We start from the raw sequence: 21,652 nt of genomic DNA on the forward strand, positions 1-21,652 counted from the left end.
CTTTACAGCTGCGTGTCGATGAAGGCGAAGAGCTCGTCGTCGGAGGCCAGGTCCAGGCCGGGCGTGTCCGGGACGAGGGTGCGCAACGTGTCCTGGAGCGCGGCGGCCAGCCGGTCCCGATCGTCGGCGTCCACCGTGGACAGGTCGAGCCGGTCGAGCGTCGCCAGCAGCGCGTCCGCCGGCGACGGCTCGGCCGGCACGAGCTCACCGGCCAGGTACTCGGCGAGCCTGGTCACCGTCGGGTGGTTGAACACCAGCGACGCCGGCAGCCGCAGGCCGGTCTCCGCGCCGAGCTTGTTGCGCAGCTCGACCGAGGTGAGCGAGTCGAGCCCCTGCTCCCGGAGTGGCCTGTCCGGATCGACCGTGGCGGCCGAGCGGTGCCCGAGCGCCACCGCGACCTTGTCCCGGACCAGCCGGAAGATCGACTCGGCGTCGAACTTCGCCGGGGCTTCGGAGACCGTGACGGTCCGGCGCGGCCGGAACAGGTTGCGCAGCACGGGCGGCACGTCGTCGCCCTCGCGGTGCCAGCGTGCGGCGATGAGCTGGGCATTCGGCTCGCGGACGGCGGCGTCGAACATGTCCAGTCCCTGCTGCACGCTCAGCGGCGCGACCCAGGCGACCTTGTTGACGTGCGCGGTCATCGCCGTCGGCAGCGACCAGAGGCCCCACGCGATCGACGTCGCGGGAAGGCCCCGCGAGCGTCGGTGTTCGGCGAGCGCGTCGAGGTAGCTGTTGGCGGCGGCGTAGTTGCCCTGGCCGGGATTGCCGAGCACGCCGGCGACCGAGGAGAACAGCACGAACGCCTTGAGGTTGCCGGCGAGTTCGTTCAGCAGCCAGGCCGCCTCGGCCTTCGGCCGTAGCACCGCGTCCAGCTTCTCGGGCGTCAGCTCGGTAACGGTGGCGTCGTCGAGGATGCCGGCCGCGTGGATCACGGCGGTGACGTTCCGGCCCCGCAGCAGCTCGGTGACCTGCGTGCGGTCGGAGACGTCGCAGGCGACGACCTCGCCGGGCAGATCGGTCGACGTGGCGCCGCGTCGGGACACCAGCAGCAGGTCGCTGATGCCCTGGGAGGCCAGGTGCCGGGCGATCAGCGCGCCGAGGCCGCTTGTGCCGCCGGTGATCAGCACGGTGCCGTCGCCGAGGTCCACAGTGGACCCCGAGTTGGCGTGCTTGACCACCCGGGGCACCAGGAACCGGCCGTCGCGGACGGCGAACTGCGGCTCGTCGGTGGTCGGGACCTCGTCCTCGGCGCAGTCGGCCAGCACGAACCGCCCGGGGTGCTCGGACTGCGCCGAACGGACCAGTCCCCACACCCTCGAACCGTCCAAGGTGGACGGATCGGCGAGGAACACCAGCCGCTCGTCGGTGTCCTTCTCCACCCACTGCTGGACCTGGGCCAGCACGCTGTGGAGATCCCCCTGCCGCGCAACGGTGAGCGACGCCGTGCCGGTCGGCTCGGACTCCACCCAGTCGATCCGGTGCAACTCGGCCGTCGAAACGCCGCCCTTCGGCGCGGGCGCCAGGGTCAGCGACTCGACGCCGCCGATCTGCGTGCCCGATTCGTCGTAGATGGCCAGAGATCCGTTGCCGATGCGGACGCGGAGGCGGTCGACGCCACGGCCGTTGAACCACACGCCCGACCAGGCGAACGGCAGCTTCAGCTCGTCGGTGTCCAGGACCAGGATGTGCAGGGCGGCGTCCAGCAGCGCCGGGTGCAGCGTGAAGGCGCCGGCATCGGGGACCGCCACCTCGACCAGGAGGTCGTCGCCGTCGCGCCAGGCGCTGCGGAGGCCCTGGAACGCCGGGCCGTATTCGTAACCGCTGGTCGCGAGCCGGTCGTAGGCGTCGGTGAGGTCGATCGGCGTGCCGACCGGCCAGCTCTGGAGCCGACCCGAAACCGTCGGCGCGTCGGTGAGGAAGCCCGTCGCGTGCCGGATCCAGTCGCCGTCGGTGCGGGAGTGGATCGCCAGCGAGCGGCGGCCGTTCTCCTCGCCGCCGACCGTGACCTGGAGCTGGACCGCGCCGGTCGCCGGCAGGACGAGCGGGGCGTGCAGGGTGAGATCCTCGATCTGGTCGCCCTCGGCGGCGGTCAGCGCCAGGTCGACGAACGCCGTGCCCGGCAACAGGACCGTGCCGTTGACGGCGTGATCCACGACCCAAGGAGCGCTCAGTCGTGACACCTTGCCGGTCAGCAGCCGGCCTCCGGTGTCCGCCACCGGCACCTCCGCGCCCAGCAGCGGGTGGCTGGCGCCTTCGTTGGTGTGCAGCCAGAACCGCTGCCGGTCGAAGGCGTACGTGGGGAGGTCGACGTGGGTCGCCGCCGGGCCGACGATCTTCGTCCAGTCGACCGGCGCGCCCTGCGTGTACGCGGTCGCGGCGGCGATCAGGAACTGGTGCTGGCCACCCTCGTTGCGCCGCAAGGTGCCGACGGCGGTGCCGCCTACGCCCTCGTCGGCGAGGATCTCCCGCACCGCGCCGGCAAGGATCGGATGCGGGCTGACCTCGATGAACAGCGGGCTCGGGTGGTCGCGGAAGGCTCGCACGGCGGTGTCGAAGCTGACCTGGTCGGACAGGTTGCGGTACCAGTAGTCGGCGGTCATGGCCGTGCCCGGGATGAACTCGCCGTGGCACGAGGAGCAGATCTTGGTCGTCGCCTCGGACGGGTTCAACGAGCCGATCTGCCGCAGCAGCTCGTCGCGAACGGCCGCGACGTGCGGAGTGTGGGCGGCGTAGGCGACCGGCGTCCGGCGGAGCTGCACCTCCTCGCCGCAGGCGGCGACGAACTCGTCGATCGCGTCCAGGTCGCCGGCGATCACCGTGGCGGTCGGGCCGTTGTCCACGGCCACCCAGAGTTTGCCCGGCCAGGGCGCGATCCGCTCGCGGACCTCCGCCGCCGGCAGGCCGACCGCCAGCACGCCGCCCGTCCCGTCCAGGGCCCCGACGATCTGGCCGCGCAGTGCGCTGATCTTCGCGGCGTCGGCCAGCTGGAGCGCCCCGGCCACGGCCGCGCCGGCGATCTCGCCCTGCGAGTGGCCCACGACCGCCGCCGGCTCGACGCCGATCGACCGCCACAGCTTGGCCAGCGACACCATCAGTGCCCACAGCACCGGCTGCACCACGTCGGTGCCGTCCAGGGTCGGCTCGCCCTTGGTGAGGACGTCGATCACCGACCAGCCCGTGTGCGGTTCGAGCGCCTCCGCGCACCGCCGCAGCTCATGGGCGAAGGTCTCGTTCTCGCGCAGCAGATCCACCGCCATGCCGACCCACTGCGCGCCCTGACCGGGGAAGACGAACACCGGGGTCGCCTCACGGGGCGCCTCGCCGGTGACCAGTGCCGGGTGCGGCTCTCCGTCGGCCAAGGCCGTCAGGGCCTCGCGCAGCTCGTCACGCGAGGAGGCGACGATGACCGCGCGGTGCGGGAAGGCCGGCTTGCGGGCCAGCATCGCCGCGGCGGCGTTGAGGTCGCCGGTCTCGGCGAACGCCGCCAGACGGGATCCCTGCGCCCGCAGGGACTTCTCGCTACGGGCGGAGATCACCCAGAGCAATGGCCCAGCGGCCGCCTTCTCCTCCCGAACCCCTTCCCTTCCCTCCAGGATCACGTGCGCATTGGTGCCCGACATGCCGAAGCTGGACACCGCCGCACGCTTGGTGCCGGCCGGCCATGCCCGGTCCTCGGTCAGCACCCGGCCGTTGCCCTCCGACCAGTCCACTTTGGACGTCGGAGTGTCCACGTGCAGGGTGCGCGGCAGCACGCCGTGCCGCATCGCCTGCACCATCTTGATCACACCGGCGACGCCGGCGGCGGCCTGGGCGTGGCCGATGTTGGACTTCACGGAGCCTAGCCACACCGGCCGGTCCGCCGGGCGGTGCTGGCCGTACGTGGCGAGGATCGCGTTCGCCTCGATGGGGTCGCCGAGCGCGGTGCCGGTGCCGTGGGCCTCCACCACATCGACGTCCGCAGTGGACAGACCGGCATCGGCCAGCGCCTTGCGGATCACCTGCTGCTGGGCCAGACCGTTGGGCGCGGTGAGGCCGTTCGACGCGCCGTCCTGGTTGACGGCGATGCCACGGATCACCGCCAGCACCTGGTGGCCGTTGCGCTCGGCCTCCGACAGGCGCTCAAGCACCAGCACGCCGGCGCCCTCGGAGAACGAGGTCCCGTCGGCGCTCTCGGCGAACGCCTTCGCCCTGCCGTCGACCGAAAGCCCGTTCTGGCGGGTGAACTCGACGAGGTTGCCGGGATTGGACATCAGGGTCGCGCCGCCGGCCAGCGCCAGCGAGCACTCGCCGCGGCGCAGCGACTCCACCGCCAGCTGGATCGCCACCAGGGACGACGAGCAGGCGGTGTCGATCGTCAGCGCCGGGCCGTTGAAGCCGAAGGTGTAGGCGATGCGACCGGAGGCGACGCTCAGCGCGGTGCCGGTCATCAGGTGCCCGTCGACGACGCCGGTCGGCTGGTGCAGCCGCGGCCCGTAGTCCATGGCCATCGCGCCGACGAACACGCCGGTGGCCGAGCCGCGCAGGTCGGTGGGGTCGAGGCCGGCGCGCTCCAGCGCCTCCCACGAGATCTCCAGCAGCAGCCGCTGCTGCGGCTCCATGGCCAGCGCCTCGCGCGGGCTGAGCCCGAAGAAGGTGGCGTCGAACGTGTCGGCGTCGTGCAGGAAGCCTCCGTTGCGCGTCACGCACGCGCCGTCGAACAACGCGTCCAGATCCCAGCCGCGGTTCGACGGCAGCGGCGTGACGGCATCCTCGCCGGACGCGATGAGCCGCCAGAACTCCTCCGGCGAGTCGGCCCCGCCGGGGTAGCGGCAGCCCATCGCGATCACGGCGATCGGGTCCGAGCTCGAAACCGGCTGTGCCAGAGCGGTTTCCGGCTCGCCGTCCGCCCGCAGCGCCTCGACCACCCGCTGAGGGGTCGGATAGTCGTAGAGCAGCGAGGTCGGCAGCTTGCGCCCGCTCTGTGCCGAGAGCAGGGCGCGGAGCCGCATCAGCGAGCCCGAGTCGAACCCGAGTTCCTTGAACGGGCGCGAGGCGTCGACCGCCGTCGCGTCCCTGTGCCCCAGCACGGAGGCGACCGCGCCGAGCACCATTTCACTGAGGTCTCCGGAGTACGCAATCGCTTGCGGCGCGGCGACTTCGCCGTACCAGTGGCGCTCGCGCTGGAAGCGGTAGGTCGGCAGGTCCACCCGGTGGCCGGTGATCGCCCAGTCGACCGGCGCGCCGCCGACGTACGCCTCGGCGAGCGCCCGGCGGATCCGCTCGGTGCCGCCCTCGTCGCGGCGGAGCGTGCCGCTCACGGCGATCTCGCGGCCGGCCTCGTCGGCGGTCTCGTCGATGCTGTTGAGCAGCAACGGGTGCGGGCTGCACTCGATGAACCGGCCGACGCCGTCGGCCAGCGCCCGACGCGTGCCGTCGATGAACCGGACCGGCTGGCGCAGGTTGGCGAACCAGTATTCGGCGTCCAGCTCGCGGGTGTCCAGCGGCTGGCCGGTGACGGTGGAGATGAACGTCACGTCCGTCGCTTGTGGACGGACCGGCGCGAACAGCGGCAGCAGCTCGTCGCGCAGCACCTCCACGGCCGGCGAGTGGGAGGCGTAGGCCGCCGGTACGATCTTCGTCCGGACATCGGCCAGCTTCTCCTGCAACTGGGCCAGTTCCTCCGCCGGACCGGCCAACACCACCGACCGCGGCCCGTTCACGGCGGCGATCGACACGCCCGGCGGCAGCATCTCGCCGACGACCGACGCCGGCGCGCCAACGGACATCATGCCGCCGCCGGTCAGCCGGCCGGCGATCTTGCTCCGCAGCGCGATCACCCGCGCGCCGTCGGCCAGCGACAGCGCGCCGATCGCCGTCGCGGCGGCGACCTCGCCCTGAGAGTGGCCGAGTACCACGTCCGGGGTGACGCCGTGGGATCGCCACACCTCGGCCAGCGACACCATCACCGCCCACAGCGCCGGCTGCACCACGTCGACCCGGCTGAGGTCGCCGGCGGTGCGCAGCAGCTCCAGCACGTCGAAGTCGACGAACGGCTCCAGCGCCTCCGAGCAGGCGGCCAGCTTTTGTGCGAACACCGGCGACTCGTCGAGCAGCGCCTGTGCCATCTCCGCCCACTGGCCGCCCTGGCCGGGGAAGACGAAGGCCGTCGAGCCGGGGGAGACCTTGCCCACCACAACGGAATCCGAGGGCCGGCCGGTGGCCAGCGCGTCGAGGTCGTCGAAGACGACGGCCCGGTGCTCGAACTGGGTCCGGGTGTGGAGCAGGGAGTACGCGATGTCCTCAGTGGACGAAAGCGCTTGCGCCTGGGCCTTCAGGGCCTGCGGCGAACGGGCGGTGATGATCAAAGGGGCGTTCGTGCCGGTCGAGGAAACTCTTTCCTCCTCCGGACCGGCCGTCACGACCAGGTGGCAGTTCGTCCCGCCCACGCCGAACGAGCTCACGCCCGCGACCCGCCGACCGGTCGGCCAGGTCTGCCGCTCCCGCACCACGTCCAGGTTCAGCTCGGCGAACGGGATGTCCGGGTTGGGCGTCTCGAAGTTCAGGCTGGCCGGCAGGATCCCGTTGCGCACGCTCAGGATCACCTTGAGCAGCCCGGCGATGCCGGCGGCGCCCTCCAGGTGCCCGATGTTGGTCTTCACCGACCCGACGAGCAGCGTCCGGTCCGCCCGCAGCGTCGCGCCGAGGGCCCGCGCCTCGATGGGGTCGCCGACGCGGGTGCCGGTGCCGTGCAGCTCCACGTACGCGACCTCGTCCGGCGCGATGCCGGCCTGCGCGTGCGCCAGGCGGATGACCTCCTGCTGCGCCTCCCCGTGCGGCACGGTCAGACCCTCGCCGCCGCCGTCGTTGTTGACGGCCCCGCCGAGGATCACCGCGTGCACCCGGTCGCCGTCGGCCAGGGCGTCGGCCAGGGGCTTCAGCACGATCACCGCGCCGCCCTCGCCGCGGACGTAGCCGTTGGCGCGGGCGTCGAACGTGTGGCAGCGGCCGTCCGGCGACAGCGCCCCGAACTCGGCGATGACCTCGGTGGTCTCCGGCAGCAGGTTCAGGTTCACGCCGCCGGCCAGCGCCACCGAGCACTCGCCGCGGCGCAGCTGCTCGCACGCCGTCTGCACGGCCACGAGCGACGACGACTGGCCGCTGTCCACGGCGAGGCTGGGCCCGGTCAGACCGAGCAGGTACGACACGCGGTTGGCGATCAGGCTGCGGTGCGTGCCGGTGAGGGAATGGGGGCCGGCGCCGAGCTGCGAGTGCAGCAGCGCATAGTCGCCGTTGATCGCGCCGATCACCACGCCGGCGTTCGAGCCGCGCAGCGAATCCGGCGCGACACGCGCGTTCTCCAGCGCCTCCCACGACAGTTCCAGCACGAGGCGCTGCTGCGGATCCATGGCCGCGGCCTCGTTCGGCGAGATGTCGAAGAATGCGGCGTCGAAACGGTCCACGTCCGCGAGGAATCCGCCGCGGCGGAACTCCGTCAGCCCCGGCCAGCGGCCATCGGGGGCATCGGTGATGGCGTCGCGACCGGCGTCGAGCAGGCGCCAGAACTGCTCGGGGTTCTCGGCCCCGGGCAGCCGGCACGCGATTCCGACCACGGCGATCGGCTCGTTCGCACCCTTGCCAGACATTCGCTCACCGCCGTCACGAGAAGGGAAATTCGCTGCCGATCGTGCGGTGTGCGGAATGGGCCGGGCAAGGCGGCGACGGTGGCAGGAATTGCTCGGCAACAACCGGACACCGACGGCTCACGCGCGAAATAACGCACCGCCCCCGCCGGCGTCAACACCCCGCCCCACCCCCTACGGGTCCGGCGAATATGGGGGACCGGCACCCATGTGGGTAGTGGGGGGCGCTTGACAGAGTTCGGCGGGAAGTTGAGGGGGCAAGTGATCGAGGGGTGCCATGTCGAACACGACGGAGCCGTTCCCCCGGGTGAACGGCGTGCTGACGGTGGGTGGTGTGCCGGTGGACCGGCTGGCGGCCCGCGTCGGCGGCACGCCGTTCTTCGCCTACGACCGCGACCTGCTCAGCCGGCGGGTCGCGGCGGTGCGGGCCGCGCTGCCGGCGGAGATCTCGCTGAGCTACGCGGTCAAGGCCAACCCGATGCCGGCGGTGCTGCACCACATGAGCGGCGAGGTGGACGGCTTCGACGTCGCCTCGGCCGGGGAGTTGCAGAAGGCCCTGGACACGACGATGCCGGCCGACCGGATCAGCTTCGCCGGCCCCGGCAAGACCACCGACGAGCTGGTCCAGGCCGTCGCGGCGGGCGTCACCGTGGAGCTGGAGTCGGCGGGTGAGCTGACTCGCGTGCGGGAAGTGGGGGAGCGGCTGGGTATCCGGCCGCGGGTGGCCCTGCGCGTGAACCCGGATTTTTCGGTGCGCGGCTCGGGCATGACGCTCGGCGGCGGCGCGCAGCAGTTCGGCATCGACGCCGAGCAGGTGCCGGCGGTGCTGGCGCGGCTCGGTGACCTGGACTTTCACGGCTTCCACGTGTTCGCCGGCTCGCAGAACCTGCGTGCCGACAGCATCTGCGAGGCCCAGCGGGCGACCGTCGACCTGGTGCTCAAGCTCGCGGAGCTGGTGCCCGTCCGGTACGTCAATCTGGGCGGCGGCTTCGGCATCCCGTACTCGGCCCGGGACGCCGCCCTGGACCTCGGGCCGATCGGCGAGAACCTGGCCAAGCTCGTCGACACGCAGTTGCGCCAGCTGGACGCCCGCGTGGTGATCGAGCTCGGCCGCTACCTCGTCGGGGAGGCGGGGATCTACGTGACGCGGGTGGTGGACCGCAAGCACTCGCGAGGCACGACGTTCCTCGTCGTGGACGGGGGCCTGCACCACCAGCTCGCGGCGTCCGGCAACTTCGGCCAGAAGATCCGCCGCAACTACCCGCTGACGGTGGCCACGTCGGAGTCCGCAGTGGAGACCGTGACCGTCGTCGGCTGCCTGTGCACGCCGTTGGACCTGTTGGGCGACAAGGTCGAGCTGGCCCGCGCGGACGTCGGCGACCTGATCGCGATCTTCCAGGCCGGCGCGTACGGGCTGACCGCCAGCCCCACCGCGTTCCTCGGCCATCCGTCGCCGCGCGAGGTGCTCGTCGGCGGCACCGCACCAGTCTCGGGGGAGAACCAGTGCAGACAATAGCTTTCCGAGTGTTAGGCCTACTTCAGGTCAACGCCGTGCCGGTCACCGCCCGCCGACAGCAGGTGGTGCTGGCCATGCTGCTGCTCAACGCGAACCGGGTGGTGCCGCTGGACGGCCTGGTCGACGCGCTGTGGGGCAGCAACCCGCCGGCCACCGCGCGGGCCCAGATCCAGACCAGCATCTCCGCGCTGCGCCGGCTGCTGGTCACCGCCGGCGTCGGCGAGCGGATCCGGGTGCGTGGCCTCGGGTACACGATCGAGCTGGCCCCTGCCGAGCTCGATCTGCACGTGTTCGAGGACCTCGTCGGCCGGGGCCGGGCGGCGCAGCGGCCGGACTGCGCGCGGGAGGCCTTCCGGACGGCGCTGGAGCTGTGGCGTGGGGAGCCGCTGACCGGCGTGGACAGCACGGTCGTGCGGGCCAACCAGGTTCGCATCGCCGAGCGCCGGGTGGAGGCGTTCGAGGAGTGCTTCGACGCCGAGCTGCGGCTCGGCCTGCACCGCGAGATCGTCGGCGAGATCTCCAGGCTGGTGGAGGAATTCCCGCTGCGGGAGCGGTTCGTGGGCCAGCTGATGACCGCGCTGCACCGGTGCGGGCGGCGCGTCGAGGCGCTGTCGGCGTACCGGGACGTGCGGCAGACGCTGGTGGACGAACTCGGTCTGGAACCGGGCCCCGACCTCCAGCGGCTGCACCAGGACATCCTCAACGGCCAGGTCGTGAAGCCGGTGGCCGCAAGCGTTTCCGCGCCGCGCATGCTGCCGGCGCGGGTGCCGTACTTCACCGGGAACGGTTCGTTGCTGGACGCCGTGCGCGCGCAGCTGACCGACGACAACGGGCCGTTGGTCGCCGTGATCACCGGCCGTGGCGGCGTCGGCAAGTCCACTGTGGCCATTGAAGCCGCGCACCGGCTCGCGTCCGAATTCCCGGACGGCCAGCTGTACGCGCGGATGACCGAGGACACCGCGGATGTGCTGGAGCGGTTCCTGCTGGCGCTGGGCTTCACGGCGATCCCCGCCGACGTCGAGGGTCGGGCGGCCCTGTACCGCAGCGCGATCGCCGGCCGGCGGGTGCTGACTATCGTCGAGGACGCCGCCGATCTCGCGCAGATCCGGTCGCTGGTGCCGGGCACCGCGTCCAGCCGGCTGATCATGACCACCCGGGCGCGGACCGCGCCGCTGCCCGGCTCGACCGTGTTCGAGCTGGACGCGTTGGACGGTCAGGACGGCATCGAGCTGCTGTCGGCGATGGTCGGCGGCGAGCGGGTATGGGCGGAGCTGCCCGCCGCGGGTGAGCTCGTCGAGCTGTGCGGCGGGTTGCCGCTGGCGTTGAGCGCGGCGGCGTCGATGCTCGCTGCGCGTCCACATTGGACGTTCACCACCGTGGTGTGTCGGCTTCGCAACTCCCTCGACCACCAGGTGCGGGCCAGCTTCGAGCGAACCGTGCGCGCGTTGCCGCCGGTGTCGCGGAAGTTGTTCGCACGGCTGGGTTCGCTGGAGACCGTCAGCTTCGCCTCCTGGGTGGCCGCGCCACTGCTGGACATGGACGCCGCCACGGCCGCCGACGCGTTGGAGGGGCTCGTCGACGCCCGGCTGGTGGACGTGGCCGGCGCCGGTATGGCCGCGCGCTACCGCATGGACAAGCTGGCGCGGGTCTACGCCCGGGAACTCCTTGCCACGCAGGACTATGACGGCTTCCTGACCAGGCTTTTCGGCGCCTGGCTGCGGCTGGCCGACGAGGCCAGGCTGCGGCAGGGCTTCGGCACCCGCGGCGACGCCTCGCGCTGGCCGCTCGCTGACGTCGACGAGCTGCTGGCCGACCCGGCCGCCTGGTACAAGCAGGAATCCGGCGCGCTGCTCGCGACCGTGCGGCACGCCGCTTCCATTGACGCCGTGGAACATTGCTGGAATCTCGCCGTCGCTGTCGCCGATCTCGCCGGCGCTCAGGGGAAGTTCGCCGACTGGCGGGAGAGCGTCGAGTGCGCCCTGCGGGCCGCGCTGCGCGCGGGCGACCGGCTCGGCGAGGCGGCCATGCAGTACCTGTTGGGGGAGTTGGACGTTCGGGAGCACCGCTACTCCCAGGCGTCTGCCCGGATCCGGCTGGCGCTGGGCATGTTCGACCGCCTCGACCAGCCCGGCTGGCAGGGGCTGGCGGAGCGCTCCCTCGCCGTCGTCGAATGGTCCACCCGGTCGCGGCGGCAGGTCGCCCTCGTCGGCGCGCCCCGGCTGCCGCGGCCCGCGCCGCTGAAGTACCTGGAGGAACGATGACCATCGGAGCCGCGCTGCCCGCCGGGGATGCCGGGCACGCCAAGAACATCGTCGACGAGCTGGTCGCCCAGACGCGACAGGCCGCCGACGCGGGCCTGTCGTCCGTCTGGTTCACCCAGCTGTTCGACCACGACGCCATCAGCCTCGCCGCGCTGGCCGGGCGAGCCGTGCCCGGCATCGAGGTCGGCACCGCCGCGGTGCCGCTCTACTCGCGGCACCCGCTCGTCATCGCCTCGCTGGCGCAGACCGCCCAGGCCGCGACCGACGGCCGGTTCACGCTCGGCGTCGGCCTCGGCGTGCGCGGCCTGCTCGAACCGGCGTACGGGCTGCCGTATCCGCCGCCGATCCGCCTGCTGCGGGAGTCCCTGGAGGTGCTCAACCAGGCCCTCGACGGTGACCGGGTCTCCTTCACGGGGTCATCCGTCGTCGCCCGGCCGTCGCTGTCCACCACCGTCGCCGGCGGGGAAGGCGTGCAGCTGCTCGTCGCGGCGATGGGGCCGCAAGCCCTGCGCGCCACCGCCGAGTTCGCAGACGGCACCATTCCCTTCCTCGCCGGCCCCCGCGCCCTCGAACGCCAGATCGTCCCCGCCTTCGCCGGCTCCTTCGAACCCCGCATCGTGGCGGCCGTGCCGGCTGTGGTCACCGACGACGTCGATGCCGTCCGCGCCATCGCCACCGTCAACCTCGGCTACTACGCCGACATCCCCTCCTACCGTCAGATCCTCGACGTCGAGGGCGTCACCCACCCCGCCGACCTCGCGCTGATCGGATCCGAAGCGGAGGTGGCGAAAGGCATCCGGCGCTACTTCGACGCCGGCGCCACCGACGTCGTGCTGATCCAGTCCGGCATGCGCTCGACCGCGGACCGCCTCCGCACGTGGCAGCTGGCGGGCTCCCTGATGTGAGGAATCACCGGAACCGTTCCGCATTGGCGATCGCCCAGTCCGCGAACGTCCGCGGCGGGCGGCCGGTGATCTCCGCGACCGTCGGGTGGACCGTCGCCTCGTCGAGCGTTCCGTCGGAGTAGAAGCTGAAGAACGCGTCGACGTACTCGGCCGGCATCTGCGCTTGCATCTCGGCGCGGGCCTCGTCGTCGGGCTGGGCCTCGTACCGCAGTTCCCGGCCCAGCGCCGCGCCGAGGATGCGTACGCGGTCGCTCGGCCGCAGCGCCTCGGGCCCGGTCACCGGGTACTCGCGACCCTCGTGCTCGGCCGACACCAGCGCCTGCACCGCGACGGCCGCGATATCGGCCGGGTCGACGACCGCCGACGGCACGTCCGCCCACGGCGCCCGCACCACGCCCGCCCTGATCTGCGCTGCCCACTGCAACGCGTTGGTCATGAACATCCGTGGCCGCACCATCGTCCACGCGAGCCCTGACGCCCGCAGCGCCTCCTCGGTGTCGATCATGTAGCGGGCGACGGCGTTGGTGCGGTCGCCCGTCTCGGCCGAGCCGCCGGACAGCAGCACGACCCGCCGCACCCCGGCCTTCTCCGCCTCGCTGAAGACGTCCGGCGAGTAGCCGCTGAGCAGGAACAATGCGCCGGCGCCGGTCAGCGCCGGGCCCAGCGTCGACGGGTTTGTCAGGTCAGCGGCCACGGCGGTCGCGCCGGCCGGCACCGCTGATTTCGCCGGATCCCGCGTCAGAGCGGTCACGGCTTCGCCCACTTCGAGCAGTTGGCGAACGACTTCACGGCCCACGTTGCCGGTCCCCCCGGCCACAACGATCATGCGCCCATGCTAGCCAGTCGCGCGCGGCTAGCCCTTGAGAAATCGGAGAACTGCCAGCACTCGGCGGTGGTCGCTGTCGGCCGGCGGCAGGTCGAGCTTGCTGAAGATGTTGTTGACGTGCTTGGCGACCGCGCTCTCGGAGACGACGAGGGCGTCGGCGACGCCGGCGTTGGAGCGGCCCTCCGCCATCAAGCCCAGGACCTGTCGCTCACGGGGGCTGAGGCGTGTGAGCGGATCGCTGCGCTTGCGGAGCAGGAGCTGGGAGACGGCCTCGGGATCGAGGGCGGTGCCGCCGTCGGCGACACGGCGCAAGGCCGCGAGGAACTCGCCGACGTCGGCGACGCGATCCTTCAGCAGGTAGCCGATGCCGCTGGTCTCGGTGGCGAGCAGCTCGCTGGCGTAGCGCTCCTCGACGTACTGGGAGAGCACGAGAACCGCCATGGTGGGCCACTGGCGGCGGATGACCAGCGCGGCCCGGAGGCCCTCGTCGGTGTGGGTGGGCGGCATGCGGACGTCCAGCAGCACCAGGTCGGGCTCGTGGTCGGCGACGGCGCGGAGCAACTCGTCGGCGTCGCCGACAGCCTCGACGACCTGGATGCCGGCGCCGTCGAGCAGCCGGACGAGGCCCTCGCGCAGCAGGACGGAGTCCTCGGCGATCACGACACGCATGGCAACTCCGCGGTGAGAACGGTGGGACCGCCGACGGGGCTCTCGACGTGCAGCGTGCCGTCGATGGAGCCGACGCGCTGCGCGAGCCCGAGCAGGCCGGCGCCGGCGACCTCGGCCCCGCCGCGGCCGTCGTCGGCGACGACAACGGTGATCATGTTGTCACGGCGGCTGACCCGCACGTCGACGCGGGACGCCCCCGAGTGCTTGGCGACGTTGGCCAGCGCCTCGGACACCACGAAGTAGGCGACGGCCTCGGTGGTCCGGGACGCGCGGCCCGACAGGTCGACGGTGAGCGTCACCGGAACGGGCGACCGCGCGGAGATGCCGGACAGGGCGGCGTCGAGACCCCGTTCGTCCAGGACGGCCGGATAGAGCCCGCGCACGAGGTCCCGGAGCTCGGTCAGCGCCTGCTTGGCCTCCTCGTGGGCCTCCTCGATGGCCCGGCGCGCATGGTCGGGCACGTCGTCGAGGTCGAGGCGGGCCATGCCGAGGTTCATGGCCAGCGACACCAGCCGCTGCTGGGCGCCGTCGTGCAGGTCCCGCTCGATACGCCGGCGTTCGGCGTCGGCCGCGGCGATCACGTCGGCCCGGCTGTGCACCACGGTCTCCACCTGCGCGGACAGCGCGGCGAGCTGGTGTCGGCGGCTCGGCCCGAGCAGGGTGACGGCCCGCGCCAGGTCCAGCCGGACGGTCCCGACGGCCACCCACGGCGCCAGGTGGAACGCCACCACGCCAAGGAGCATGAGCAGCGGCACCTCCGGCCACGGCGCCCAGAACACGGACAGCAGCAGCGCCGGCCCGCCCAGCCACAACCCGACCGTCACGGTGAAGCCGACCGCGGCGAAGAAGCCCTCGAAGAGGTGATAGACCAGCTGCCGCCAGGTGGATTCCCGGCCGGCGAGGCCGAACACGAGCGTGGGCCGGCTCCACGGCGGGCTCGGCACGCTCGTGCCGAGCAGCACCCGCACCCGCCACCGCTGCACGGCCGTGCACGGCACGGTGCACCACAGCAACGCGCTGAACAGCGGAATCGTCAGCACGAGGGTCCAGCCGCGCAGCGGACCCGTGAGGTTCAGGGCGGGGATCAGCAGGCCGAGGAAACTCGAGCCGGCCAGCGTCGAGAAGATGGCCATCAGGGCGACGAGCCCGAGCACGACGGCCGAGGCGACCAGCCCGATGAGCACGTCCACCGCCAGGTTGGTGGTGGCCCGCCACGGGCGAGCCGTCCACGGTTCCCGCAGCACCCGGCTGACCAGCGTCGACATGCGGACAACGGTAGTGATCGCCGGCGGGCCCGGCCATGTCGCCAGCATCCGGCCGGACCTGTACCTAGCACCACCCCAAAGACGGATGTCCGCGCCACCGACGCGGGCCGCCCGATGGGGCATGCTTGCACTGTCCACTCCGGACGAAGGAGCTGAGCAAGATGACGTTCACTCACCTGCTGATCGTGCTGCCGCTGTTCGTGCTGGACGTCGCGGCGATCGTCGACGTGCTCCGCCGCGACTTGCCCGGCGGCACCAAGTACGGCTGGGTCGTCGTCGACCTGTGCCTGCCGTATGTCGGCGCGCTGGCCTGGTTCGTGTACGGGCGGCGGTCCAAGGCCGTGCGGGCCTCGGCCTGAGTCACTCCTTGCCGGCGATGACCTCCAGGTCGGCGTTGAGGCCGGTGCACGACTGGCGGGCGGAGTTGAGCATGGACTCCAGCAGGTGCAGGCGCATCAGCTCGGGGGAGCCGCGACCGGCGGGACCGCGCAGGGTCTCGTAGGTGCGCTGCGTGACGTGCGGCTGGAGGATCACCACGCGCATGTCGTCGGTGGCCACCCGCGCGTCGAGCTGGCGCAGGAACTCCCGCCGACCCCGCACCCGCTGGCCGTCGATCCACGACGCGGGGCTGCGCACGGGCGGGCGGGACAGCTGGGGCCGGAGGTGGCCGCGGCTGATGTAGATGAGGTTCTTCACGGCCTGGCTGACGACGACCTCGTACGCGGCGGCCGAGACGTCCCGGTCCCGGGAGTCGCTCTTGGCCGCCTTCACGTGGATCAGGCTCAGCACCCGGCTCGCGGAGACGTGCAGGAAGTCGGCGACCTCGCCGGGGCCGTCGTCGCAGATCAGCCAGCCGTGCGCATAGTGGCGGGCGACCCAGTCGAACAGGGACGTGTCGCTGCCGATGTGGTCGTGGATCTGCTGCGGGCTGTCGGCGCGGGGCTTCTCGCGGCGGATGTCCCAGCCCCGGAAGTCCTCGAACCGCCAGTTGCGAAAGGGGTATTCGGGGGCCCGTGCCTGCCAGAAGCGGCCGCGGCTGTAGGAGTGGCCGGACTGGTAGTACACGGTGACCAGGTCGGTCTCCAGCAGCGGGGAGTCGCCGTCGAGCCGGACCTTGTCGCCGGCGAGCTCGGGGGTGACCTCGGCGCCGTCGAGCAGGAACGCCGCCGAGTCGGGGAATCCGGTGACCGGCAAGGGATTGTCGCGTGCGGACAGCGCGAGGTCGCGGAGCTCGTCGCTGAGCGCGCCGGCCGGCAGGGTGTCGGGGTCCTCCACGATCACCTCGAACGCGTCGCGCACCTCGGCGATGTCGGCGGGACTGGCCAGCATGGCGAGGAAGTCGGGCCGCTCGGCGCCCTGCGCGCGGGCGTCCTCCAGCAGGTCGAGCAGTTCCGTCGCCATCGCCGTGAACGTCTCGAAGTCGGCCCGCTGGCTCAGCCACACCAACGCGTTACGCGGCGTTGTCCCGGCGTTTCCCTTGAGCAGCAGCAGATCCGGCCGCAGCGGCAGCGCCGCGCGGGCGGAGCCGGCGACGTAGGAGCCGTCCTCGTGCGGGCTGAGCGTCTGTTCCACGCTGCTGCCGCTGAGCACCTTGCCGTCGGCCTTGACGCTGGTGCGCCGGTGAATTCCCCGTAGCCACAGGTTTTTCACCTCGCCCCGGATCAGCGCGCTCTCCAGCACCTCGGACGGGTACCGGCGCAGCGCCGGCTGCCGGTCCAGCCAGGTCTGGAGCCGCTCCTGGCCGGGCCGGTCGGTGCACACGACGATGAAACCGCCGCGCCGCAGGGCGATCGTCAGCTGATGGGTGACGTCGGTGAAGCCGGCGTCGGGGCCGGCCCAGGTCGGCGGGTCCTCGCGCCGCCGCACGAAGGCCAGCACGCCGTCGGACTCGTGCCGCGCGACGACGTCGCCGCGCCCGGAGGTGAGCAGGAACTCGGTGAGGGAGCCGAAATCCTCGCCTTCGAGGACCACGACGGAGAAGTAGGGGCGGACCGACGCCAGCGGCAGCTCAGGGGTGTTCATGGTGACGCACCTCCCGACCACAAGTGTCGCAGGTGGACGCCGCCGGGCCGACCGAAGTCACCCGGATGCTGCCGGCTACGGCAGGCCGCTCAGCCTTCCCTGGACCACCTGTAGGTCGGCGGGGTGTACGTGGCGAACCGGTCGAGCAGCGCCGCCAGGTCGGTGTCCACGAGCAGCACGTCCCGGTACGGCTTGCGCAGGAAACCGGTCTCGACCATGGTGTCGGTGAAGCGGATCAGGTGCTCGAAGAAGCCGTCGACGTCGAGCAGGCCGACCGGCTTGTCGTGCAGGCCCAGCTGGGCCCACGTCCACACCTCGAACAGCTCCTCCATGGTTCCGACGCCGCCGGGCAGCGCGATGAAGCCGTCGGACAGCTCCGCCATCAGCGCCTTGCGGGCGTGCAGGCCGTCCACGATGTGCTGCTCGGTGAGGCCGTCGTGGGCGACCTCCCACTTCACCAGGCTCTCCGGGATCACGCCGACCACCTCGCCGCCGGCAGCCAGCGCAGCGTCGGCCACCGCACCCATCGTGCCGGCCTTGGCGCCGCCGTACACCACGCCGATGCCGCGCTCGGCCAGCGTCCGGCCGACCATCCGGGCGGCGGCCAGGTGCACGTCGCCGCCGTTGGACGAGCCGCAGAACACGCAAATCCGCATGGGCCGGATCCTATCGATCGGCCGATTCCGCCACGCCCGTCGGTGGCCGTGGCTACTCTGGAGCGGTGACTTCTGCGGACGACTCGACCGGTGGTGTGGCCCTCAGCGAGGGACGGGTGCGCTTCCCGGGCATCAGCCCGCGCGCGTACGAGCACCCGGCGGACCGCGGCGCGCTGGCCTCGCTGCGCATGGTGCCGGGCTTCGCCCAGGTGCTGCGGGCGGTCAACGGGGCGTTCTCCGAGCGCAGCGAGCGGCTGGCCTCGCTGGCGACCTCGATCCGGGTGGGGCCGCAGGCGTATCCGGCGCTGGACCGGATCCGCAACGAGTGCGCCGAGATCCTCGACGTCGACCCGGCGCCGGAGCTGTTCATCGAGCGCAACCCCGAGGCCAACGCCATGACCATCGGCCTCGACCAGCCGTTCATCATCGTCACCACCGGGCTGGTGGAGGCGCTGGACACCGAGAGCCTGCGGTTCACCATCGGGCACGAGATCGGGCACGCGCTGTCCGGGCACGCGCTGTACCGGACCATGCTGCTGCGTCTGATCCGGCTGCTGGCCAGCATGTCGTGGATGCCCGTGGGCTACTGGGGCCTGCGCGCGATCATCGCCGCGCTCAAGGAGTGGTACCGCAAGGCCGAGCTGTCCGCCGACCGCGCGGGGCTGCTGTGCGTGCAGAACCCGGAGACGGCGCTGCGCTTCCACGTGCTGCTGGCCGGCGCTGTCGACGCGTCCGAAGTGGACACCGAGGCGTTCCTCGCCCAGGCCAGTGACTACGAGTCCGAGGGCGATGTCCGCGACAGCGTGCTCAAGCTGCTCAACGTGATGAAGGGGACCCACCCGCTGGCCGCGGTGCGCGCCGCCGAGATCAAGAAGTGGGCGGAGAGCGACGAGTACCGGGACATCCTGGCCGGCACCTATCCGCTGCGCACCGAGGACCCGCACAACCAGTGGGCCGACGACGTGAAGTCGGCGGCCAGGTCGTACCGGGACGCGTTCGTGGAGACCACGGACCCGCTGGCCAAGGTGCTCAACGAGGTCGGCGGCGTGGTGTCGGAGGCGGCCGGCAAGCTGTGGGCGAAGTTCACGGCCCGTCCGGAGCAGCCCCCGGCCGACCAGCCTCCCGCCGACCAGCCTCCCGCCGATGAGCCCCCCACCGACGAGGCTCCCACCGACGGCGAAGCCCCTCAGGACAAGCGCCCCTAACCCCCGCGAGTCGCGCCCACAGACACACCGAAATGCGGTTTCAGGCAGACGGCGGCGCGGTAGGGAACAGGATCGGGCTGAGCAGGTACGGCGCCCGGCCGGGCGCCGGCTCGTTGGCGACCGACTCCCGCAGCACCTCGCGCATCCTGCCCGTCATCGCCGCGAGTTCCTCGGGACTGAGCCAGAGCGTGCCCTGTCGGTAGGACACGCCGTCGGCGGCCGGGTCGGCCCCGTCACGGTCGAGGTACGCGTTGAACTCGGCGATCAGCACGGCCATGGCGACGGCGAATCCCCGGCGGTGCTCCTCCGTGGTCATCGCGGCGGCCGCGTCGGCGTCGATCACGGGCCGGTCCTGGCGTAGCCGGTAACGGCGCTCGACCGCCCCGCGCACCCGCTGCTCGCCGGCCACCTCCAGGAAACCCGCCTCGACCAGCGGCGCGACCTGCCGGTACACGGTCACCTTCGACACGTCGGGCAGGCGCGCGCACAGCTGCGTGGTAGTGAGCTCCGCCCCGCCGGTGAGGGCGTGCACGATGCGCAGGCGGACGGGGTGCAGGAGCAGGTCGACCGTGTTCACCCCCGAACTATTTCACATGCGATACCATTATCGAAGTTGAAATCGTTCCTGAGGGGGAGCCATGCGAGACGTCTCCGGACGGCCGGTGTCGGTGAACGGCCGAACCGTCCACGTCGAGGAGTCCGGCCGGGGGTCGGACTGGGTGGTCTTCGAGGCGGGTGGCGGCTGCGGCCGCACCTGCTGGGATCCGGTGCCGCCGCTGCTGGCGGAGTCGGCTCGCCTTGTGGCGTACGACCGGGCCGGCCGCGCGCTCAGCGGGCCCACGCCCCGGCAGCTCGACATCGACGACTTGACCGATGATCTGGTCGCGATGACCGAGGCGGTCGTCCCGGGCGACTTCGTGCTCGTCGCGCACAGCATGGGCGGGCTGGTCGCCCGCCGCGCCGCCGAACGCCTGGGATCACGGCTGCGCGGGCTGCTGCTGGTCGACCCCACGCCGGAGACCTCCCCGATCTACGACACCTGGGACCAGACCACCGCGAAGATCGACCGCATGCTGGCCGTGACGCAGGCGCTCAGCCGTTTCCGGCCGCTGGCGCGGCTGTTCGGCGGCAACGTCCGACACCTGTTCTCCGCCGACACCTTCGAGGCCATGCTCGCCGAGAACTTCACCCCGGCCGGGATCGCCCAGACCCGTGCGGAAATGCGGGCGGTGGCCGCGGCCATCCCGCAGTTCCGCGCCCAGCCGCCCCAACTGCCGAAGTGCCCGACGATCGTGCTGTCCGCGGCCCGCGCCGCCAAGGGACGGGAACCGCAGAACGCGTCCATGAACGAACACCAGCGCCGCTACGCCGACAGCCTGCCGGACGGGCGCCACGAGAGCGTCGACTCGGCGCACCTCATCCAGGCCGAGCAACCACAACTCGTCGTCGCGCGCATCCAGCAACTCCTGGGCACGTAACGGGAATCAGGAGATTCGGCGCAGCGAGTCCGGGGTGAGATCGGCCAGCGTCGGGTAGCCGTCGACGGCCATCAGAAGATCCGCCTCGGCCAGCAGCGACCTCAGGACGTGCACCACGCCGTCGGCGCCGCCGAGGGCCATGCCGTACGCGTACGGCCGGCCGACGCCGACGGCGGTCGCGCCCAGGGCCAGGGCCTTCACGACGTCGGTGCCGGACCGGACGCCGGAGTCGAACAGGACCGGCAGCCCGCCGGCGGCGGCGACCACGCCGGGCAGGCAGTCCAGCGCCGGGATGCCGCCGTTGGCCTGCCGGCCGCCGTGGTTGGAGCAGTAGATGCCGTCCACGCCGCCGTCGCGCGCCCGCCGGGCGTCGTCGGGGTGCTGGATCCCCTTCACGATCAGCGGCAGCGACGTGATGGACCGCAGCCACGGCAGGTCGTCCCAGGTCAGGGGGTTGCCGAAGAGCTGCGCCCAGAGCCCGACGGTCGCCATCACGTCCTCGGCGGGGTTCTTGCCCAGCCGCGTCCGGAACACCGGATCCGAGGTGTAGTTGGCCAGGCACCGACCCCGCAGCTGCGGGAAGTTGCCGGTGGACAGGTCCCGCGGCCGCCACCCCGGGATCCACGTGTCGAGGGTGACGACGATGGCCTTGAACCCGGCGGCCTCGGCCCGGCGCACCAGGCTCTCCGCCAGCTCACGGTCGGTCGGCGTGTAGAGCTGGAAGAAGCCGGGGGTGTCGCCCAGCCGTGGCGCGACGTCCTCCAGCGGGTCCTCGGTCAGCGTCGACAGCACCAGCGGCACCCCGGTCCGCGCGGCGGCCTCGGCCCCGGCCAGGTCGCCGTGGCCGTCCTGCGCGCACAGCCCGAGCACGCCGATCGGGGCCATGAACAGCGGCGACGGCAACGTCAGCCCGAACATCGACACCGACAGGTCGCGCTCCCTGGCACCGACGAACATCCGGGGCATCAGCCCCCAGTTCTGGAACGCCGTGGCGTTGCTCCGCTGGGTGTGCTCGTCGCCGGCGCCACCGGCCACGTAGGACAGCAGCGACGGCGGCAGCGCCTGCGCGGCCCGCGCCTCCAGTTCGTCGAAGGCCATCGGCAGGGCCGGCGCGATCCCGCGCAGGCCGCCGAAGTAGATCTCGTACTGGAAGTCGCCGAAGGCCATCGAATCCCTCCCGGTTGGCGGCCGTCACAATCCTGCGCCAGAAGTTGCCGGCAGCGTACTGCG

The 21,652-nt window shown here is 72.1% G+C and carries 14 protein-coding genes; 6 read left to right on the forward strand and 8 right to left on the reverse strand.

The annotated features are described in order from the left end of the window. Positions 1-2: 2 nt before the first annotated feature. Positions 3-7,622 carry a type I polyketide synthase gene (locus BCF44_RS42065; protein ID WP_116180096.1) on the reverse strand — a complete coding sequence of 2,540 codons (7,620 nt, stop codon included), beginning with the start codon at positions 7,620-7,622 and terminating at the stop codon, positions 3-5. 274 nt (positions 7,623-7,896) lie between these two features. Between BCF44_RS42065 and BCF44_RS42070 the strand changes: the two genes are divergently transcribed. The 3 genes from BCF44_RS42070 to BCF44_RS42080 are packed head-to-tail and all read left to right on the forward strand — an operon-like array spanning position 7,897 to position 12,301. After that, entirely contained in the window at positions 7,897-9,135 is a 1,239-nt protein-coding gene (locus BCF44_RS42070; RefSeq protein ID WP_116180097.1) for a pyridoxal-dependent decarboxylase, exosortase A system-associated, read from the forward strand. An 8-nt stretch (positions 9,136-9,143) separates the two neighbouring features. Further along, a complete protein-coding gene (locus BCF44_RS42075) occupies positions 9,144-11,396 on the forward strand; it encodes an AfsR/SARP family transcriptional regulator (RefSeq protein WP_147328838.1) in 2,253 nt (750 codons plus the stop codon). Next, positions 11,393-12,301, forward strand: coding sequence for a TIGR03564 family F420-dependent LLM class oxidoreductase (locus BCF44_RS42080; RefSeq protein WP_116180099.1), 909 nt, complete (start codon positions 11,393-11,395; stop codon positions 12,299-12,301). Before BCF44_RS42075 ends, BCF44_RS42080 begins: the two co-directional genes overlap by 4 nt. 4 nt (positions 12,302-12,305) lie before the next feature. On the opposite strand, the gene BCF44_RS42085 is transcribed toward BCF44_RS42080, so the two are convergent. Genes BCF44_RS42085 through BCF44_RS42095 form a run of 3 tightly spaced genes read right to left on the reverse strand, consistent with a single transcriptional unit; the run spans position 12,306 to position 15,061 of the window. Further along, positions 12,306-13,127: an NAD(P)H-binding protein gene (locus tag BCF44_RS42085; RefSeq protein ID WP_116180100.1), complete on the reverse strand. Its 822-nt coding sequence runs from the start codon at positions 13,125-13,127 to the stop codon at positions 12,306-12,308. 27 nt (positions 13,128-13,154) lie between these two features. Next, entirely contained in the window at positions 13,155-13,796 is a 642-nt protein-coding gene (locus tag BCF44_RS42090) for a response regulator (protein ID WP_116180101.1), read from the reverse strand. Further along, positions 13,784-15,061, reverse strand: a complete 1,278-nt coding sequence (locus tag BCF44_RS42095) for a sensor histidine kinase (protein WP_116180102.1) — start codon at positions 15,059-15,061, stop codon at positions 13,784-13,786. The genes BCF44_RS42090 and BCF44_RS42095 overlap by 13 nt, the downstream gene beginning before the upstream one ends. Before the next feature lie 161 nt (positions 15,062-15,222). Here BCF44_RS42095 and BCF44_RS42100 point away from each other — a divergent pair, with 161 nt between their 5' ends. Continuing rightward, positions 15,223-15,420 (forward strand): PLD nuclease N-terminal domain-containing protein, encoded by a 198-nt coding sequence (locus tag BCF44_RS42100; RefSeq protein WP_116180103.1) that lies wholly within the window; start codon positions 15,223-15,225, stop codon positions 15,418-15,420. Between the two features lies 1 nt (position 15,421). Here the strand turns inward: BCF44_RS42100 and BCF44_RS42105 are convergent, their stop codons facing one another. Together BCF44_RS42105 and BCF44_RS42110 are read right to left on the reverse strand one after the other, a co-directional pair. Beyond that, complete coding sequence (locus BCF44_RS42105; RefSeq protein WP_116180104.1) at positions 15,422-17,083, reverse strand: hypothetical protein; 1,662 nt, start codon at positions 17,081-17,083, stop codon at positions 15,422-15,424. An 89-nt stretch (positions 17,084-17,172) separates the two neighbouring features. Then, on the reverse strand, positions 17,173-17,739 hold the full coding sequence (locus BCF44_RS42110) for an LOG family protein (RefSeq protein WP_116180105.1): 567 nt from the start codon (positions 17,737-17,739) through the stop codon (positions 17,173-17,175). Between the two features lie 65 nt (positions 17,740-17,804). On the opposite strand from BCF44_RS42110, the gene BCF44_RS42115 reads away from it, so the two are divergent. Beyond that, positions 17,805-18,944, forward strand: coding sequence for a M48 family metallopeptidase (locus BCF44_RS42115; protein WP_246016121.1), 1,140 nt, complete (start codon positions 17,805-17,807; stop codon positions 18,942-18,944). 40 nt (positions 18,945-18,984) lie between these two features. Here BCF44_RS42115 and BCF44_RS42120 read toward each other — a convergent pair whose 3' ends face one another. After that, entirely contained in the window at positions 18,985-19,521 is a 537-nt protein-coding gene (locus BCF44_RS42120) for a helix-turn-helix domain-containing protein (protein WP_116180106.1), read from the reverse strand. A 61-nt stretch (positions 19,522-19,582) separates the two neighbouring features. Between BCF44_RS42120 and BCF44_RS42125 the strand changes: the two genes are divergently transcribed. After that, a complete protein-coding gene (locus BCF44_RS42125; protein WP_116180107.1) occupies positions 19,583-20,422 on the forward strand; it encodes an alpha/beta fold hydrolase in 840 nt (279 codons plus the stop codon). Positions 20,423-20,428: 6 nt separating this feature from the next. On the opposite strand, the gene BCF44_RS42130 is transcribed toward BCF44_RS42125, so the two are convergent. Further along, positions 20,429-21,589 carry an alpha-hydroxy-acid oxidizing protein gene (locus BCF44_RS42130; protein ID WP_116180108.1) on the reverse strand — a complete coding sequence of 387 codons (1,161 nt, stop codon included), beginning with the start codon at positions 21,587-21,589 and terminating at the stop codon, positions 20,429-20,431. Between the last annotated feature and the right edge of the window lie 63 nt (positions 21,590-21,652).

Origin of the sequence: Kutzneria buriramensis, from assembly GCF_003387475.1 — a bacterium.
Taxonomy (GTDB): Bacteria; Actinomycetota; Actinomycetes; order Mycobacteriales; family Pseudonocardiaceae; genus Kutzneria; species Kutzneria buriramensis.

Coding starts and splice junctions, on each gene's coding strand:
- BCF44_RS42065 (WP_116180096.1), bottom strand. CDS start 7,622: ATGTCTGGCAAGGGTGCGAACGAGCCGATCGCCGTGGTCGGAATCGCG.
- BCF44_RS42070 (WP_116180097.1), top strand. CDS start 7,897: ATGTCGAACACGACGGAGCCGTTCCCCCGGGTGAACGGCGTGCTGACG.
- BCF44_RS42080 (WP_116180099.1), top strand. CDS start 11,393: ATGACCATCGGAGCCGCGCTGCCCGCCGGGGATGCCGGGCACGCCAAG.
- BCF44_RS42085 (WP_116180100.1), bottom strand. CDS start 13,127: ATGATCGTTGTGGCCGGGGGGACCGGCAACGTGGGCCGTGAAGTCGTT.
- BCF44_RS42090 (WP_116180101.1), bottom strand. CDS start 13,796: ATGCGTGTCGTGATCGCCGAGGACTCCGTCCTGCTGCGCGAGGGCCTC.
- BCF44_RS42095 (WP_116180102.1), bottom strand. CDS start 15,061: ATGTCGACGCTGGTCAGCCGGGTGCTGCGGGAACCGTGGACGGCTCGC.
- BCF44_RS42100 (WP_116180103.1), top strand. CDS start 15,223: ATGACGTTCACTCACCTGCTGATCGTGCTGCCGCTGTTCGTGCTGGAC.
- BCF44_RS42105 (WP_116180104.1), bottom strand. CDS start 17,083: ATGAACACCCCTGAGCTGCCGCTGGCGTCGGTCCGCCCCTACTTCTCC.
- BCF44_RS42110 (WP_116180105.1), bottom strand. CDS start 17,739: ATGCGGATTTGCGTGTTCTGCGGCTCGTCCAACGGCGGCGACGTGCAC.
- BCF44_RS42125 (WP_116180107.1), top strand. CDS start 19,583: ATGCGAGACGTCTCCGGACGGCCGGTGTCGGTGAACGGCCGAACCGTC.
- BCF44_RS42130 (WP_116180108.1), bottom strand. CDS start 21,589: ATGGCCTTCGGCGACTTCCAGTACGAGATCTACTTCGGCGGCCTGCGC.